Origin of the sequence: Streptomyces fulvoviolaceus (genome assembly GCF_000718165.1) — a bacterium.
Classification (GTDB): Bacteria; Actinomycetota; Actinomycetes; order Streptomycetales; family Streptomycetaceae; genus Streptomyces; species Streptomyces fulvoviolaceus.
Genome location: NZ_JOEY01000036.1, coordinates 1 through 16,968 on the forward strand (window position 1 = coordinate 1; position 16,968 = coordinate 16,968).

A 16,968-nucleotide genomic window follows, 5' to 3' on the forward strand; every position below is an offset into this window, starting at 1 on the left:
CGCCGAGACCTCCGGTGTCTGCCACTTCGCCTACGACGACGAGGAGACCTGCCTCGCCGAGGTCCGCTACCTCCTGTCGATGCTCCCGCAGAACAACCGGGAGAACCCTCCGCGGGTGGAGCCCACCGACGAGACGGACCGCCGCAGCGACGTCCTGCTCGACCTGGTGCCGGCCGACGGCAACCGGCCGTACGACATGACCAAGGTCATCGAGGAGATCGTCGACGACGGCGACTACCTCGAGGTCCACGAGCGCTGGGCCCGCAACATCATCTGTGCGCTGGCCCGCCTCGACGGCCAGGTCGTCGGCATCGTCGCCAACCAGCCGCAGAGCCTGGCGGGCGTACTGGACATCGAGGCCAGCGAAAAAGCTGCACGTTTCGTCCAGATGTGTGACGCTTTTAACATCCCGATCGTCACTTTCCTGGATGTCCCCGGCTTCCTGCCGGGCGTCGACCAGGAGCACGGCGGGATCATCCGTCACGGCGCGAAGCTGCTGTACGCCTACTGCAACGCGACCGTGCCGCGGATCTCCCTGATCCTGCGCAAGGCGTACGGAGGCGCGTACATCGTCATGGACAGCCAGTCCATCGGCGCGGACCTCACGTATGCCTGGCCGACGAACGAGATCGCCGTGATGGGCGCGGAAGGTGCCGCCAACGTCATCTTCCGGCGTCAGATCGCCGAGGCCGAGGACCCCGAGGCCATGCGGGCCCGCATGGTCAAGGAGTACAAGTCCGAGCTCATGCACCCCTATTACGCGGCCGAGCGCGGCCTGGTGGACGACGTCATCGACCCGGCGGAAACCCGCGAGGTCCTGATCAAGTCCCTGGCGATGCTGCACACCAAGCACGCCGACCTGCCCAGCCGCAAGCACGGCAACCCCCCGCAGTAACCCCGCGGAAACCTCTCTCACGGAGACTGACACCCATGAACACCGCTGACATTCGCGTCGAGAAGGGCCACGCCGAGCCCGAGGAAGTCGCCGCCATCACGGCCATCCTCCTGGCCCGCGCGGCGGCCGCCCCGTCGGACGTCCAGACCCACCGAGGCCACCCGAAGGCCGGCTGGCGCCGCCTGGAGCGCGAGGGCGGCTTCCGCGCCCCGCACAGCTGGCACTGAGCACTGCACAACAAGAAGGGCCCCTCTCCAAGAGAGGGGCCCTTCTTGCTTTTAGGGGCGCGGGGCTGTATCGATTTGCGGCTCCGCCGCGTGGGCGCGAACGGCCACGGGCTGCCCGCAGACGGCTCACGACCGTCAGAGGCAGCCCAGTGGCCGTACGAACAACTACCGCAAACGAGCCATCAAAGCGTGCTCAACGAGCGTGATGAGCGCCGACTTGGCGTCCGCGCGGTGGCGGGCGTCCGTCGTGATGATCGGAGTGTCCGGCCCGATCTGCAGCGCTTCCCGAACCTCGTCCGGGTTGTACGGCTGGTTGCCGTCAAAGCCGTTCAGGGCGATCACAAACGGAAGGCCCGAGTTCTCGAAATAGTCGACCGCGGGGAAGCAGTCGGCAAGGCGCCTTGTGTCAACGAGGACGATCGCGCCGATGGCGCCGCGCACCAGGTCGTCCCACATGAACCAGAAGCGGTCCTGGCCCGGCGTACCGAAGAGGTACAGGATCAGGTCCTGGTCCAGGGTGATGCGCCCGAAGTCCATGGCGACCGTCGTGGTCGTCTTGTCCCCGGTGTGGGTGAGGTCGTCGATGCCGGCCGAAGCTGACGTCATGACGGCCTCGGTACGCAGCGGGTTGATCTCCGAGACGGCCCCGACGAACGTGGTCTTGCCCACGCCGAAGCCACCCGCCACCACGATCTTCGCTGAGGTGGTGGAGCGGGAAGGACCGCCGCTAGAGCTTGCGAAGTCCACTGAGCACCCTTTCGAGCAGTGTCACGTCTGGCTGGCCGCCGGCGTTCTCGTCGCCGCCGGGCTGATGGATGGCGACCAGGCCCGCCTCCGCCAAGTCGGCGACGAGGATCCTGGCCACGCCGAGAGGGATGGTCAGCAGAGCCGAGATTTCGGCGACCGACTTGATCTCCCGGCAGAGGTTGCAGATCCGCTGATGCTCGGGCAACTGGCCCTGCATCTGGTGCGGCTGCGCGGTGGTGTGCACCAGTGCCTCGATGGCGAGCTGGTACCGCGGCCTGGTGCGGCCGCCCGTCATGGCGTACGGGCGCACCAGGGGGTTGTTCGCCGCCCCTGCGGGCGACGGCTCGGGGGAGCGGCGCTGCGGCTGCACGGGCTGGATGCGCGGGGCCGGCGGCTGGTCGTACGGCGACGGCCCGGGACCCTGGGGGCCCTGGGGCGCGTACGGCTGCTGACGCCGCTGGCTCGGTGCGGAGGGGAAGTTGTAACGGTTCGGGTTCTGGGAACCGTCGTTCTGACCCTGGCCAGGGCCGTACGACCAATTACCCGACGATGAACCGCCTGGGGGTGTTGCCACTTTCTCTCCTCCTCCGACCGTGCCGGGCACCCATCACTGTGGAGCCGCGTCCCGAAACCTTATGGCCTCGGGACGCCAAAACGCACCGACTGTCTGCTAGTTGAGAAGGCTCCCCTGGAGCTCCGCTCGCAGATCGGGCGTCAGGACCGTGCCGGCACGGTCCACCAGAAGGGCCATCTCGTACCCAATGAGGCCGATGTCCGCCTCCGGGTGGGCGAGAACAGCGAGCGAGGAACCGTCGGACACGGACATGATGAAGAGGAATCCCCGCTCCATCTCCACAACCGTCTGGTTCACGCTGCCGCCCTCGAAGATGCGCGAGGCACCCGCGGTGAGGGACGTCAGACCGGAGGCGACGGCCGCAAGCTGGTCGGCACGGTCGCGCGGAAAGCCTTCGGACATCGCCAGAAGGAGTCCATCGGCGGAGACCACCACCGTGTGCGACACCCCGGGGGTGTTGTCCACGAAGTTGGTGATCAACCAGTTCAGGTTCTGTGCCGCCTGGCTCATCGGGCTCACACTAACGCTCCTGGTTGTAGGTGCTGTCAGAGCCGAAGCCCTGACCGTTCGTTTCACTGCCTGCGTTGCGTCCTCGCTCGACGCCACGACGCAGGTTGCTCAGCCTGCCCCGGATGTCCTCGGGAGCGCGGGAGACCTGTGGGCCGCCCTGGGGGGTCGTCTCGGCGGCTCCCTCGACCAGGTTGGCCTTGGGCACCCGCCGCGGCAGGCCGGAGGAGGTCACCCCGCCCGCCTTGGGCTTCTTGAGCTGCGCGGCCTGCTGCCAGCGGTCGTCGTTGGCCGAGCGCCAGTCGACGGTGCCGGTGCTGCCGTTGGTGTTGCCACCGTTGGCGTTTCCGTTGCCGCCGAAGATGTCGCCGGTGCTGCCGTTGCTCTCCGGTGCGGGGGCCGGCGGCTCCTGGTTCACGTGCCGTGCGCCGCCGGAGCCGTTCGTGCCGCTCGGGGTGGATCCGCGGCGCGGAAGTCCGGCGTCGGTGAGGTCGTGGACGGCGGAGCGGGCCGGTCCCGGACGCTCGAAGCCTACGCGGTCCCGCTCGCCCACGTCAGCGGCCTGCGCGGATTCCGCTTGCGGAGCGTACTGGTCCTGGTACCCGCCCTGGTAGCTGTCCTGCTGCGGCCAGTCGTCCTGGTAGCGCTGCTCCTCGAAGGGCGAGAAGGTCTCCGGGGCGGCGGCGTGGGCGGGCGCGGGCTCCTCCTGGACCGGCTCCGCATACGCGGGCTCCGGGTAACCACTGTTGGAGGAGAAGGTGTCGTTCCGCGGCAGTCCGCCGTTCGGCGCGTAGTACTGCTCCTCGTACGACGGCTGCTGGGGCTCCTCGTACGGAGCCTGCTGCGGCTCGTCGTAGGAGGGCCGGCGCTGCTGCTCGTACGCGGCGGGCTGCTGCTCCTGGAAGCCACCCTGCGCGTTGTCGTAGCCGGGCCGGGCGTCGAACCCGTCGGCGTACGACTGCGACTCCGGGCCCTGCAGAGCGGGCGGCCCGTCCGGCGACTGGGCCTCCAGGGCCGCCCGGCGCTCCTCGCGCATCAGGGAGCGGCCTACGGGGTCCAGCTCGCGGATGTCGTCCGGGACCTCCGAGTAGCGGCTGTCGTCGAAGCCGAGCTCCGCCGCCGTACGCATCGGCTGGCCGCCGTTGAAGTTCTCGCCACCCTGGAAGTGCTGCTGCTCCGGGATGATCTGCGAGACGGTGAACTCGTCCTGGGACGGCTGCTGCTCGCCGCCACCACCGTGGGTGATCGCGTCGGGCAGCATGACCAGCGAGGTGGTGCCGGCCTGCTCGCCCGAGGGGCGCAGCTGGACGCGGATGCCGTGCCGGTCGGACAGCCGGCCGACCACGAACAGGCCCATGCGCTGCGAGATCGCGGCGTCCACGGTCGGCGGGTTGGCCAGCTTGTGGTTGATGTCCGCGAAGTCCTCGGCGGTGAGGCCGATGCCCTTGTCGTGGATCTCGATCATGATGCGGCCGTCGGGGAGACGGGTCGCGGTGACGCGGACCTTGGTCTGCGGCGAGGAGAACGTCGTGGCGTTCTCCAGGAGCTCGGCGAGCAGGTGCACGAGGTCGGTGACCGCGCGGCCGTGGATCTCGGCCTCCGGGACGCCCGAGAGCTCGATGCGCTCGTACTGCTCCACCTCGGAGGAGGCGGCGCGCAGCACGTCGACCATCGGGACCGGCTGGTCCCAGCGGCGGCCGGGCTCCTCGCCGGCGAGGACGAGGAGGTTCTCGCCGTTGCGGCGCATACGGGTCGCGAGGTGATCCAGGCGGAAGAGGTTCTCCAGCTGGTCCGGGTCGGCCTCGTTGTTCTCCAGGTCGGTGATGAGGGTCAGCTGGCCCTCGATCAGGGACTGGTTGCGGCGCGAGAGGTTGGTGAAGATCGCGTTGATGTTGCCACGGAGCAGGGCCTGCTCGGAGGCGAGCCGGACCGCCTCGCGGTGGACCTGGTCGAAGGCGCGGGCGACTTCGCCGATCTCGTCCTTGGTGGTGATCGGGATGGGCTGGACACGGGTGTCCACGCGGCCCGGGTCGGTGCGCGAGAGCTGGTCGACCAGCATCGGCAGACGCTGCTCGGCGATGCCGAAGGCGGCGTTGCGCAGCTGGCGCATCGCGCGGGACATCTGGCGGGCCACGGCACCGGCCAGGATGAACGCGAGGAGCAGGGCGACCACGACGGCGGCACCGGTGATGAAGGCGTCGCGCTTGGCGCTGTCGGCGATGCTCGCGGCCTCGTTCACCGCGGTGTCGGCCAGGTCCGTCTCGATCTGGCGGTAGGCGTTGTACTTGAGGGTGTTGACCGCCCAGAAGTTCTCGGCCGTGATGCCGTCCTTGGCGAGCGCCTCACGGGCGCTGTCGTCCATGGACTGCATCTGCACGATGCCCGACACCATGTCGGTGGGGTTGGACGGCGGCGGGACGTACGTCTGGCCGGCGGCGGCGGCCTTCGTGGCCGCCTCCTTGGCCATCGCCGCGCCCTCGGCGGTGATCTGCTTCTTGGCGTCCTCGAGCTTCTGCGCGTCCGCCTCGGTGCCACCGCCGACGTACTCCTCGACGGCGATGCCCTCGAGGTACGCGTACGAGGAGAGGGCGACCTTCTGGGTGGCGAAGCTGCTCAGCCCCGGGCCGGGCTTGACCAGCAGGTGCATACCGATGGAGCGCTGCAGCGACAGGGCCGCCTTGGTGAGCTCGATCGCGTAGACGGTACGGCCATAGCTGGTGATGTTTCCGGTGCCCAGACCGAGCTCGTTGGCGAACTCCGTCAGCGGGTGAGCGACCAGGGTGTAACCCTCTTCGGTCTTCACACCGGTCATCTTGGGCGAGGTGTAGGCACCCGCCCGCAGCGTCTGGAGCTTGGGCTCCTGGGCGCGGAACAGCTTGAGGCGGCGCTGCAGGCCCGCCGTCTGCGGCATGTTCTGCGCGGCCTCGTCGAAGGTGTCGGCGGCCTCGTCCGTCTTCTTGCGGGCGGCGACGACGGTCTTGTCGTCCTGGCCGTTGCCGCTCAGCAGCGGGGCCGCGGTGATGTCGCGCTCGTTGTAGAGGGCGTCCGCGTAGGTCAGGGAGGCCCGCACCAGACGCGCGGTGTTCTCCGCGTCCTCGGCCTCCTGCCAGGTGTCGATCGAGCTCTTCACCTGGAAGCCGCCCATGACGAGGCCGACGATCACGGGTATGAGCAGGATCGCGTTCAGCCGGGTCGGCACCCGCCAGTTGCGCGGGGAGAAACGGCCGCCGCTCGAGGCGGGTGCGGCCGTCGGCTCCGGCCCGGACACAGGGGCGGGCGCCGCTCCGCGCGGCGGCGGGGTGAAGTTGCCCCGGGCCGACGGCTCGGGACCGTTCTTGCTTCGCCTCACTCGACCAACAACCTTCCGGCGGGGTCGGCACCTCTACGTTGTGCCGCAAGTCTCTCAGAGCCCGGTTCGCCATCGACCAATGAGTACGTCTTTGACTATTGGGCAGTTCAGGCATTCCAGCACGTCGGCCTGCACACCTCCAAACAGTGGAAGGCGTGGATTCGAAGTGATGTAAGCCCTAGATAAAACGGTCATAAAGAGCGAGCCCCGTCAAAAGACGGGGCCTTCGTGCGCGCAGCGACACCGGCTGACCGCGACGCGTGGCCGTACCACCCGATTCCTCTGCCGAAACGTTATGAACACCGGGGCCGACCGTGTCAAAGGACACAGTCGGCTCCGGCGCATCTACGACAACTGCCGTATGGCGCTGTTGACTTGGGTTCTGCATGTCACGGACCTGGGGCGTTACCTCAGACGGGCCATGAGCGCGTGCTCGACCAGCGTGATCAGCGCACCCTTGGCATCGGACCGATGACGGGCGTCCGTCGTGATGATCGGCGCGTCCGGCCCGATCTGCAGGGCCTCGCGCACCTCCTCGGGAGCGTACGGCTGGTGCCCCTCGAAGCCGTTGAGCGCGACGACGAACGGCAGGCCGCTGTTCTCGAAGTAGTCGACCGCGGGGAAGCAGTCGGCGAGGCGGCGGGTGTCCACCAGCACGATCGCGCCGATGGCGCCGCGCACCAGGTCGTCCCACATGAACCAGAAACGGTCCTGGCCCGGCGTACCGAAGAGGTACAGGATCAGGTCCTGGTCCAGCGTGATGCGTCCGAAGTCCATGGCGACCGTGGTGGTCGTCTTGCCTCCGGTGTGGGTGAGGTCGTCGATGCCCGCGCTCGCGGACGTCATGACGGCCTCGGTGCGCAGCGGGTTGATCTCGGAGACGGCGCCCACGAACGTGGTCTTGCCCACGCCGAAACCACCCGCCACCACGATCTTCGCGGAGGTGGTCGCCCGGCCTCCGTCAGAGCTTGCGAAGTCCACTGAGCACCCTTTCGAGCAGTGTCACGTCCGGAGCGCCGGTGCTCTCGTCGCCGCCCGGCTGGTGAATGGCGACAAGGCCGGCCTCCGCGAGGTCCGCGACGAGGATCCGGGCCACACCCAGGGGCATGGCCAGCAGCGCCGAGACCTCGGCGACCGACTTCACCTCACGGCACAGGTGGCAGATGCGCTGGTGCTCCGGGAGCAGCCCCATGAGCGCCGCCGGGTCGGCCGTGGTGCTGATCAGGGCCTCGATGGCGAGCTGGTAGCGCGGCCGGGTCCGGCCGCCGGTCATCGCGTAAGGACGTACCAGCGGCTGGTCGCCCTCATCCTCGTACGGCTCCGCGTACGGATCATGAGAGGCGGTGGGCGGGGTCATGAATCCTCCGGGCGGGACAGCATGTCTTCGGTCAGTCGTGCCGTCTGGCATGGCCGGTGGGGGGATTGTGTCGGCCGGACGGTGATTTGGTGAGGCGGGTGGTGCCGGGGACCGTCAGTGGAGAAGACTTCCCTGTAGTTCGGCGCGCAGGTCGGGCGTGAGCACTGCGCCCGCGCGGTCGACCAGCAGCGCCATCTCGTAGCCGACGAGGCCGATGTCGCAGTCGGGGTGTGCGAGGACGGCGAGGGACGAGCCGTCCGAGACGGACATGAGGAAGAGGAACCCTCGCTCCATCTCCACGACCGTCTGCGCCACGGAGCCGCCCTCGAAGATCCGGGATGCACCGGCCGTCAGCGACGTGAGTCCGGACGCGACGGCCGCCAGCTGGTCGGCACGGTCGCGGGGGAAACCCTCCGACATCGCCAGCAGAAGACCGTCGGCGGACACGACGACGGTGTGGGACACCCCTGGGGTGTTGTCCACGAAGTTGGTGATCAACCAGTTGAGGTTCTGTGCCGCCTGGCTCATCGGGCTCAACTAACGCTCCTGCTGGTGAGTGGGGCTCGGGTGGCTGCCGGTCTGGCCATCACTGGCCTGCCGACCCTGCGCGATACCCCTACGAAGATTGGTCAGTCGGCCGCGCACGTCATCAGGCGCACGCGAGACCGCCGGACCACTTTGGTGCTGTTGCTGCTGAGCCGTACCCGGGACGAGGTTCGCCCTGGGCACCCGGCGCGGCAGGCCGGAGGTGGTGACACCGCCCGCGGCCGGCTGCCGGACGCGCTCTGCCTGCCGAACGAGGTCGTCGTTCGGCGAGCTGCGCCATCCTGCATTGGCTGCGGGACGTTGGGGGGCCGCCGGAGCCTGCTGGGGCTGCGACGGGGAGGCCGGAGCGGGAGCGGAGCCGTTGCCCGGCTGCCCCTGCTGGCCGTGGAACCAGTTCGTCTCCAACGTGTCGTACAGCGGCGTACGTCCGTCACCGGGACCCGCGGGCGGCAGCGCCTCCGGGTCCTGGCGGGCGGGCGGCCGCTGCTGCGGACGCGGCGGTACGGGCGGACGCGGGACGCCGAAGTCGGCGGGGCCGTGTCCGCCGCCGTTGACCGGGGGACGCTCGAACTGGCCGGTCGAGGACGGGTTGCCCGCGGGGTTCTGACGGCCCGGCAGCGAGTGCTGGCCGGTGGAGCTGCCGTCGAAGCCCGGCGTGGCGAACTGACCGGTGGAGCTGCTGTCGTACGCCTGCGGGGCGGCGAACTGGCCCGTGTTCTGGGGGGTGTTGTTCTGCCCGGGAGGAGTACCGAAGACGTCCGAGCGGACGAACCCACCCGTGTTCTGCGAGGGGTTCGACGCCGGCGGCGGGAACTGGCCCGTGTCCTGGCCCGGACGGGCGAACTGCCCGGTGTTCTGCGGGCTGCCGGGCGCCGGAGCGTCGAAGTCCGGACGGGGGAACTCGGAGGTGGCACCGGGACCCTGGCGGCTGTTGTCGGTGCGCGGAACCGCCGGCATCTCCGCGGTGGCACCGAAGCCCTGGCGGTCGTCGATCCGCGGCATGCGGGACGTCTGGTCCTGCTCGTCGTGGCCGCGCGGGGTGTCGAGCGAGGCCCGCGGCACCGGCGGCTGCGCGTTCTCGTCGCTCCAGCTGGGCGTGCGGGGCTGCGGGTTGCCGCCGCCCGGCAGCTCGGCCCGCGCACCACCGCGACCCGGCAGCTGCGGCCGACGCCGACGGCCCGTCTCGGGAGCCGAGTTGCCGGGGTTCCCCGGGTTCTGGGCCTGCGACGGGGCCTGCGACTGCGGGGGTACGGCACCACGGCCGCCGAAGGCGTCCACGTTCTGCGACGCACCCGTACCGGCGGCCTGCAGACCCTGCGGGGCACCCGGCGCCTGTCCGCCGAAACCGGCGCCGGCACCGGCCGGAGCGGGCCGGCCCTGCGGGGCAGCCCCCGGACCCTGCGGTCCACGCGCGCCGCCCGGCGCACCCGGACGTCCGCCCGCGCCACTGCCGGGCAGTGCGGCCCGCGGTCCCTGACCGGCGGCGAGCCGGCCACCGGGAGGCGTACCGGCGCCGAGAGCACCGCCGCCCGCACCGGCACCGGCGGGAGCTCCGGCGCCGAGGGCACCGCCGCCCTGGCCGCCGCGCCGGGCCGCTGCCACACCGGCGGCGGCCGCCGCCGCGCCGACGGGACCGCCGGCGCCCTGGCCGGGCTTGGGCTGCGGCTTCTTGCCGCCCTGGGCGACATCGACGGGCAGCATGACCAGCGCGGTCGTACCGCCGGAGTCGGACGGACGCAGCTGGATGCGGATGCCGTGACGCTGTGACAGCCGGCCGACCACGAACAGACCCATGCGGCGGGAGACCGACACGTCCACGGTGGGCGGCGAGGCGAGCCGCTCGTTGATCGCGGCGAGGTCCTCGGGGGAGAGGCCGATGCCGGTGTCGTGGATCTCGATCAGCACCCGGCCGTCGGGCAGGGCGTGACCGGTGACCTTGACCTTGGTCTGCGGTGAGGAGAACGAGGTGGCGTTCTCGAGCAGCTCGGCGAGGAGGTGCACGAGGTCGTTGACCACGCGGCCGGCGACCTCGGTGGTCGGCACGGAGGCCAGCTCGATGCGCTCGTACTGCTCCACCTCGGACGCGGCGGCGCGGAGCACGTCGACCAGCGGGACCGGGCGGGTCCAGCGACGGCCGGGCTCCTCACCCGCGAGGACGAGGAGGTTCTCACCGTTACGGCGCATACGCGTCGCGAGGTGGTCGAGCTTGAAGAGGGAGGACAGCTGGTCCGGGTCGGCCTCGCGGGACTCGAGCTCGGAGATCAGCGACAGCTGGCGCTGGATCAGACCCTGGGAACGGCGCGAGAGGTTGGTGAACATCGCGTTGACGTTGCCCCGGAGAAGGGCCTGCTCGGCGGCGAGGCGGACCGCCTCGCGGTGCACGTCGTCGAAGGCCGCGGCCACCCGGCCGATCTCGTCCCGGGAGTGCACACCGACCGACTCGACGGAGGTGTCGACGTCCTGCGGGTCGGACTCGGAGAGCTGCTTGACCAGCTCGGGCAGGCGGTCCTGGGCGACCTTGGTCGCGGTCTCCTGCAGCCGGCGCAGCGAGCGGATCATGGACCGGGCGACGACGAAGGCGCCGACCAGCGAGACACCGAGCACGAGCAGGATCAGCGCACCGGAGATGATCGCTTCGCGCTCCGACTCGCTGCGCAGCTCGCGCGCCTTCTGCTCCATGTCCTCGAGCAGCGTGTGCTCGATGTTGCCCATCTGCTGGATCTTGACCGAGCTGTCGTCGACCCAGTCCTTGTAGGAACGCTTGTCCAGGTCGGCCAGACCGCCGTCCCGGCCGAAAGCACGGCCGGAGTACTGGTCCGTGGCGTTGATGGTCGAGTTGCCGTCCTCGATGGGCGACAGGAGCTCCTCGGCGTTGTCGTCGCCGTAGATGCTCCGGAAGGTGTTGAGCTCGGAGTCCTCGCCGTCCAGTGCTCCCTGGGCGTACAGCCGGTCGTTCTCGGTGAGGTCGCCGGTCGTGGTGTTGGTGGCCGGCAGTGCCGCCGCGAGGACCGCGCGCTGGACGGACGCGTACTCCTTGGCGGAGGAGAAGGCCGCCAGGGCACGCGTGCGCTGGATCATCTCCGGGTTGCTGGTCGCCTCCGCCATGTCCTGCGAGAGGTCGAGCAGGTGGGTGATCAGACGGTGGTAGGACTCCACCGTCTGCGTGGCGTTGCCCTTGGTCTCGTAGGCGGTGTTGCGGATCGAGGCGATGTCGCTCAGGTCGCGGACGAGGCTGACGAGGCTGTCCCGGACGCCCTGGAGGTTGCCGTCCTTGTTGGAGGTGTCGATCTCCTCGGCGGCGTTGATGAAGTTCGTGGTGGCCCGGTCCGTCTTGTCCCGGTAACCCTCGACCGTGATCTTGCTCGCCGAGGAGTTGTGCGCCAGCGGGCCGGCGGACTGGTCGCGCTCCTCCTGGAGCGCGGCGGCCAGTTCGGTGGCCTGCTTGGTCATCTCCGTCAGCAGCTTCATGTTGTCGAGCTGCTGGATGTCGTCCATGGACTCGTTGATGCGCAGCGCACCCAGCGAGGTGGCCGCGACCACCGGGAGCGCGAGCAGCGACACCAGACGCGTGGAGATGCGCCAGTTGCGCAGGGCTATTCGTGTACCCGGGCCGCTCGAGCCCTTCGGCGGCTTGACCGCCGGAGTGGCCGGGGCCGCCGGGCCGGAAGAGCCCGAGGACGCCGACGTGCCGGGGCGCCCGGAGCGCTCACCGCCGTCGCCGGACGGGCCCGGGTTCTGGGCGTGCTGGGGCGAGGAGCTGCCTTTTATGGGGCCAGCCCCACCGTGCTGCTCCGGCTCTGCCGAAGCACTGCCATCCCTCTTGAAACGTCCCTGCACTAGCGTCGCAACCTCTGGACCAGGCGCCCCTCCGCGTGAACGGAAGGACGGTGTCGGCGTCGTAGGGGGCGCCCTGAAATACGCCCCCCGATGGTCGTGAGTGACCGGCGCTGGTTCCCCCTATCTCGCCGCCACTCGGCGCTTCTCTGCGCCCCCTGTGCGCCGGCTCGATCCTGCGGCGGTCCGTGGAATTCCAGCACAGTGCCGGATCTCCAACAAGGCCCATGGGTCATGCCGTGACCTACGTGACAGCACGTGAGTGGCGCGTCACCAAATGTAGAAAGTGATCTCCCTGATAGCGGACATATGCCCGCGAGTCCCTCAGGGGTGGAGGGTGTCCCAGTCGCCATGATCAGGAGCGGAATGATGGCTTCAGGTGGGCAATGTCCGTTTCGTTGGGGTGAGTTGAGGGTCTGAATTGACCGGTTTGCCCATAGGTTCGTGAGCAAACTCACATGCGGATCAAGGGGTCTTCGTGACTTCGCAGGGGAATGGCGTGTTTAGCCTGACGCTTTACACAAGGGCGACATCTGCCAACTCGCGCCAGGGCCGGGCCCCTCTGACCCGCCTTGACGCCCACACACGACAAGGTCGAGTACAACGGTGAAGACGACGATGATGTTCCGCAACATAGCCAACCCGCGGCGCACGACTCTGGCGCACCTCGAGGACGCCGAGGACCTGCAGACCCAGGAGCTGCCGGAGCACTCGCTCGACCTCCCGGCCCAGACGGCCAACCCCAGGCGCACGATCCTGATGGAGATCCCGGTCCCCGCCGCCGCAGAGTAGTCGACGCGGAGTGGTCGACGAGGCTCCCCGGCCACCGGGGAGCCTTCTTCTTTTCATGCGTCGGCGAGTATTTTCCTGGCCGCACTCAGCTTCTTCCGGTGAAGCTCGCCCAGTTTCTTCAGCGCTTTGGCATCTGTCTTGATCATTTCCTTCTGGATCGCGGACTCGGCGTCGAACCAGACTTCCAGTAGACCGGTTCTCTCTTTGCATGAGACGTCGGCCACCGCTGTCTTCTTCTCGTTGGCCGACACCTTTCCTTGAAGGAAGGAAGGTGTCTCCAGCGCGTCCATCGGGGAGGCGTAGTCATATCTCTTCTGCTTCATGCAGGAGGACCATTTTTCGAAGACTGACCGAACCTCCGGGACCTTCTGGGAACTCTCGTAGCTTGCCGTCGAAATGCGGCTTGCCACCTCGGCTCCAGCCTTGTCTTCGTACGGCTTGCGGAAGCCGAGAATCGCTGACCCGAGGCAGCCGTCATCCGGTATTTTCTTTCCTTGGTATTCCAGCTTCAGGTTCTTCGTCGAGTCCGCTCCGAGGGATCGCTTTCCGTAGAGGACCTTGATCTGGTCCTTCGTGAGCTTCGCCTCCGGTGTGTCCTGTTGCGGCGGCATCCGGTATCCGTAGCGAGCCGCGCCGTCCATGTCCGTTATCCCGTACCGGCGATCCTGCGCGGCGGTCGGGGTCGGATTCTTCGTGGGTCGGTAGGTGAGGCCGAAGTCCTTCATGCAGTCACGGGTCAGTATCTGCTCGGCCGATCGGATCACCTCGTAGTCGGCGTCGCTGTAGCTGTACACGGCGATGGGCAGTCGGAAGGTGTAGCTGTTCTTCCCAGGTGACGAGGGGTTCGGGCTGGCTTCCGGTGCTGCGGAGGAGGGTGCGGAGGGGGTCTGGGCCGATGGCTCGTGCGAGGCGCAGCCGACCAGGAGCGAGAGGGACAGAACAGGGATCGCCAAACGTCTCATGAGTCCAGATGTCTCTTGGAATGTACGACTCGGGCTTCCTGAAAACAGCGGATCCCCGCGCAGGGCTGATCGCTCTGCGCGGGGTCGTGTGCTGTTTCCCTACAGGTGGCGGGTCAGTTCCACTTGTAGCAGTTCGTGCCGTTCCGGTCGAAGTCGAAAGAGGCGTTCTCGTTGTACGTCTTGGCGAGCCTGTCGGTGGCGGCCATCGGGGCGAACGTGTCGCAGGCGCCGCCGTAGTTGCTGTTGAAGAAGACCGTGGCGATGCTGTCGGGGCTCGCGTTCCAGAACGACGCCGCGTTGTTCTTCACGGCCTGGCCCTTGCCGGCCCCGGAGGACAGGAACGTGTAACCCGCGAGGTTGGACACACCGTCAGCCGTGAAAGCAGTGTGCGACCCCTCCATGCTGCTGTTGTAGTAGAAGAGGGCGCAGTCGTTTTCCCAGGTGGGACAGCCCTCTCTTGCCTCCGCGTGCGCCATCGGAGCCATACCCAGGACCGCTACGGCCGCAGCGGGAACTGCCAATGCCAGAGAAAGAGCCTTACGCGTCGACTTCATGGAATCCCCTCGTTTGTGAATGCACTGAGTGGCATTCGCGAAGATCACCCTAAAGAGCATGAAGGGTTCACGACAAGCGATTTCTGGCCAGTAGGACGGCCGAGGTGTGATGGGTGCGCGCAGCCCGGACTCGTGACCCGCCGCCCGATGATCAAGAGTCGGGACCGGTTAGCCTGGAGCGTCCAGAGTCGGCTGTCGCACACACCGGTCGGCCAACGCACGCACAGTTCTCAGTGAGGGGCGCCAGGATCCCGTGCGCATCGCCAGATTCTCCATCGACGGGAATGTCGCCTTCGGCGCGGTCGAGGGCGACAGGCCGGACGAGCTCGTCCTCGACATCATCAAGGGCATCCCGTTCGCGGACTTCGAGCTCTCCGGCACCAAGGTCCCGCTGAGCAAGGTCAGGCTGCTGCCGCCGGTGCTCCCCAACAAGGTCGTGGCCTTCGGCCGCAACTACGCCGAGCACGCGCGCGAACTCGGCAACGAGGTGCCCGACGCCCCGTTCGCCTTCTTCAAGCCGTCCACCTCGGTGATCGGCCCCGGCGACGACATCCAGTACCCGTCCTTCTCCGAGGACCTGCACCACGAGGCCGAACTGGCCGTCGTCATCGGCCGGATGTGCCGCGAGGTCCCGCGCGAGCGCGTCAAGGACGTCATCTTCGGCTACACCTGCGCGAACGACGTCACCGCCCGCGACGTCCAGAAGCGCGAGAAGCAGTGGGCCCGGGCCAAGGGCTTCGACACGTCCTGCCCGCTGGGCCCCTGGGTGGAGACGGACCTGGACGTCGAGACCGCGTCCGATCTGACCGTCCAGCTCACCGTCAACGGCGAACAGCGCCAGCTCGGCCGTACCAGCGAGATGATCCACTCGATCGAGGATCTGATCGTGAACATCACCGAGGCCATGACGCTGCTCCCCGGCGACGTGATCCTCACGGGCACCCCGGCAGGCGTCGGGCCGCTCATCGTCGGCGACGAGGTCGCCGTCACCATCGAAGGCATCGGCACTCTCACCAACAAGGTTGTCAAGCGTGGCTAGCGCACCCGTCCGCGTACGTTTCTGCCCGTCGCCCACCGGTAACCCCCACGTGGGCCTGGTCCGCACCGCCCTGTTCAACTGGGCGTTCGCCCGGCACCACCAGGGCACTCTGGTCTTCCGCATCGAGGACACCGACGCGGCCCGCGACTCCGAGGAGTCGTACAACCAGCTGCTCGACTCGATGCGCTGGCTGGGCTTCGACTGGGACGAGGGCCCCGAGGTCGGCGGCCCGCACGCGCCGTACCGCCAGTCGCAGCGCATGGACCTCTACAAGGAGGTCGCGCAGAAGCTCCTGGACGCCGGTCACGCGTACTACTGCTACTGCTCCCAGGAGGAGCTGGACACCCGCCGCGAGGCCGCCCGCGCCGCCGGCAAGCCCTCCGGCTACGACGGCCACTGCCGCGACCTGACCGCCGCGCAGGTCGAGGAGTACAAGGCCCAGGGCCGCACCCCGATCGTCCGCTTCCGCATGCCCGACGAGACGATCACCTTCACGGACCTGGTCCGCGGGGAGCTGACGTTCACGCCGGAGAACGTGCCGGACTACGGCATCGTCCGCGCGAACGGCGCCCCGCTGTACACCCTCGTCAACCCGGTCGACGACGCGCTGATGGAGATCACGCACGTCCTGCGCGGCGAGGACCTGCTCTCCTCCACCCCCCGCCAGGTCGCCCTGTACAAGGCGCTGATCGAGCTGGGCATCGCCAAGCAGATCCCGGAGTTCGGGCACCTGCCGTACGTCATGGGCGAGGGCAACAAGAAGCTGTCCAAGCGCGACCCGCAGGCGTCGCTCAACCTCTACCGCGAGCGCGGCTTCCTCCCGGAGGGCCTGCTCAACTACCTCTCCCTCCTGGGCTGGTCGCTCTCCGCGGACAAGGACATCTTCACCATCGACGAGATGGTCGCGGCCTTCGAGATCGCGGACGTGAACCCCAACCCTGCGCGCTTCGACCTCAAGAAGTGCGAGGCGATCAACGGCGACCACATCCGCCTCCTGGCCGTGAAGGAGTTCACGGAGCGCTGCGCCCCGTGGCTGAAGGCCCCGTTCGCCCCCTGGGCGCCGGAGGACTTCGACGAGGCCAAGTGGCAGGCGGTCGCCCCGCACGCCCAGACCCGCGTCAAGGTCCTCTCGGAGATCACGGACAACGTCGACTTCCTGTTCCTGCCGGAGCCGGTCTTCGACGAGCCGAGCTGGACGAAGGCGATGAAGGAGGGCAGCGACGCCCTCCTCCGCACGGCCCGCGAGAAGCTGGAGTCCGCGGACTGGACGTCCCCGGAGTCCCTCAAGGAGGCCGTCCTGGTCGCCGGCGAGGCCCACGGCCTCAAGCTCGGCAAGGCCCAGGCCCCGGTCCGTGTGGCCGTCACCGGCCGCACGGTCGGCCTGCCCCTCTTCGAGTCCCTGGAGATCCTGGGCAAGGAGAAGACGCTGGCACGCATCGACGCGGCGTTGGCGAAGCTGACCGCGTAAGGCACACGCGCGTGAGGGGCGGCAGCCATGAAGGCTGCCGCCCCTTCTCCGTTGCCGGGCACGGGCGTTGTCAGTGCCGGCGGCTACTGTTCCGGATCACTGAAGACCGTCCCGGAA

At 68.6% G+C, this 16,968-nt stretch carries 15 protein-coding genes; 5 read left to right on the top strand and 10 right to left on the bottom strand.

Annotated elements, in window-relative coordinates; translation table 11 throughout:
• Positions 1–895: acyl-CoA carboxylase subunit beta (locus IG08_RS0133920; RefSeq protein ID WP_030611516.1), on the top strand; the 895-nt coding region annotated here is incomplete at its 5' end.
• A 35-nt stretch (positions 896–930) separates the two neighbouring features.
• A complete protein-coding gene (locus IG08_RS0133925) occupies positions 931–1,122 on the top strand; it encodes an acyl-CoA carboxylase subunit epsilon (protein WP_030611519.1) in 192 nt (63 codons plus the stop codon).
• A gap of 165 nt (positions 1,123–1,287) precedes the next feature.
• On the opposite strand, the gene IG08_RS0133930 is transcribed toward IG08_RS0133925, so the two are convergent.
• From IG08_RS0133930 to IG08_RS0133965, 8 genes are all read right to left on the bottom strand, one after another.
• Complete coding sequence (locus IG08_RS0133930; protein WP_026248371.1) at positions 1,288–1,869, bottom strand: GTP-binding protein; 582 nt, start codon at positions 1,867–1,869, stop codon at positions 1,288–1,290.
• Positions 1,850–2,443, bottom strand: a complete 594-nt coding sequence (locus IG08_RS0133935; protein ID WP_030611523.1) for a DUF742 domain-containing protein — start codon at positions 2,441–2,443, stop codon at positions 1,850–1,852. Before IG08_RS0133935 ends, IG08_RS0133930 begins: the two co-directional genes overlap by 20 nt.
• 96 nt (positions 2,444–2,539) lie before the next feature.
• Complete coding sequence (locus IG08_RS0133940; protein WP_005479603.1) at positions 2,540–2,953, bottom strand: roadblock/LC7 domain-containing protein; 414 nt, start codon at positions 2,951–2,953, stop codon at positions 2,540–2,542.
• A gap of 10 nt (positions 2,954–2,963) precedes the next feature.
• Positions 2,964–6,299 (bottom strand): sensor histidine kinase, encoded by a 3,336-nt coding sequence (locus tag IG08_RS0133945; protein ID WP_030611528.1) that lies wholly within the window; start codon positions 6,297–6,299, stop codon positions 2,964–2,966.
• A 405-nt stretch (positions 6,300–6,704) separates the two neighbouring features.
• Positions 6,705–7,280 carry a GTP-binding protein gene (locus IG08_RS0133950; protein WP_030611530.1) on the bottom strand — a complete coding sequence of 192 codons (576 nt, stop codon included), beginning with the start codon at positions 7,278–7,280 and terminating at the stop codon, positions 6,705–6,707.
• On the bottom strand, positions 7,261–7,656 hold the full coding sequence (locus tag IG08_RS0133955; protein ID WP_030611532.1) for a DUF742 domain-containing protein: 396 nt from the start codon (positions 7,654–7,656) through the stop codon (positions 7,261–7,263). Before IG08_RS0133955 ends, IG08_RS0133950 begins: the two co-directional genes overlap by 20 nt.
• A 114-nt stretch (positions 7,657–7,770) precedes the next feature.
• Positions 7,771–8,184: a roadblock/LC7 domain-containing protein gene (locus tag IG08_RS0133960; protein WP_030611534.1), complete on the bottom strand. Its 414-nt coding sequence runs from the start codon at positions 8,182–8,184 to the stop codon at positions 7,771–7,773.
• 9 nt (positions 8,185–8,193) lie between these two features.
• Positions 8,194–12,039 (bottom strand): sensor histidine kinase, encoded by a 3,846-nt coding sequence (locus tag IG08_RS0133965; protein WP_030611536.1) that lies wholly within the window; start codon positions 12,037–12,039, stop codon positions 8,194–8,196.
• Between the two features lie 603 nt (positions 12,040–12,642).
• On the opposite strand from IG08_RS0133965, the gene IG08_RS0133970 reads away from it, so the two are divergent.
• On the top strand, positions 12,643–12,828 hold the full coding sequence (locus IG08_RS0133970) for a hypothetical protein (RefSeq protein WP_030611538.1): 186 nt from the start codon (positions 12,643–12,645) through the stop codon (positions 12,826–12,828).
• Between the two features lie 53 nt (positions 12,829–12,881).
• Here IG08_RS0133970 and IG08_RS0133975 read toward each other — a convergent pair whose 3' ends face one another.
• A complete protein-coding gene (locus tag IG08_RS0133975; RefSeq protein WP_234343036.1) occupies positions 12,882–13,622 on the bottom strand; it encodes a hypothetical protein in 741 nt (246 codons plus the stop codon).
• Positions 13,623–13,903: 281 nt separating this feature from the next.
• A complete protein-coding gene (locus tag IG08_RS0133980; protein ID WP_030611541.1) occupies positions 13,904–14,344 on the bottom strand; it encodes a peptidase inhibitor family I36 protein in 441 nt (146 codons plus the stop codon).
• A 253-nt stretch (positions 14,345–14,597) separates the two neighbouring features.
• Here IG08_RS0133980 and IG08_RS0133985 point away from each other — a divergent pair, with 253 nt between their 5' ends.
• Together IG08_RS0133985 and gltX are read left to right on the top strand one after the other, a co-directional pair.
• A complete protein-coding gene (locus tag IG08_RS0133985) occupies positions 14,598–15,383 on the top strand; it encodes a fumarylacetoacetate hydrolase family protein (RefSeq protein ID WP_030611543.1) in 786 nt (261 codons plus the stop codon).
• The gene (gene gltX / locus IG08_RS0133990) at positions 15,376–16,851 is read left to right on the top strand and encodes a glutamate--tRNA ligase (protein ID WP_420823305.1); all 1,476 of its coding nucleotides are present in this window, start codon (positions 15,376–15,378) and stop codon (positions 16,849–16,851) included. The genes IG08_RS0133985 and gltX overlap by 8 nt, the downstream gene beginning before the upstream one ends.
• Positions 16,852–16,968 lie beyond the last annotated feature (117 nt).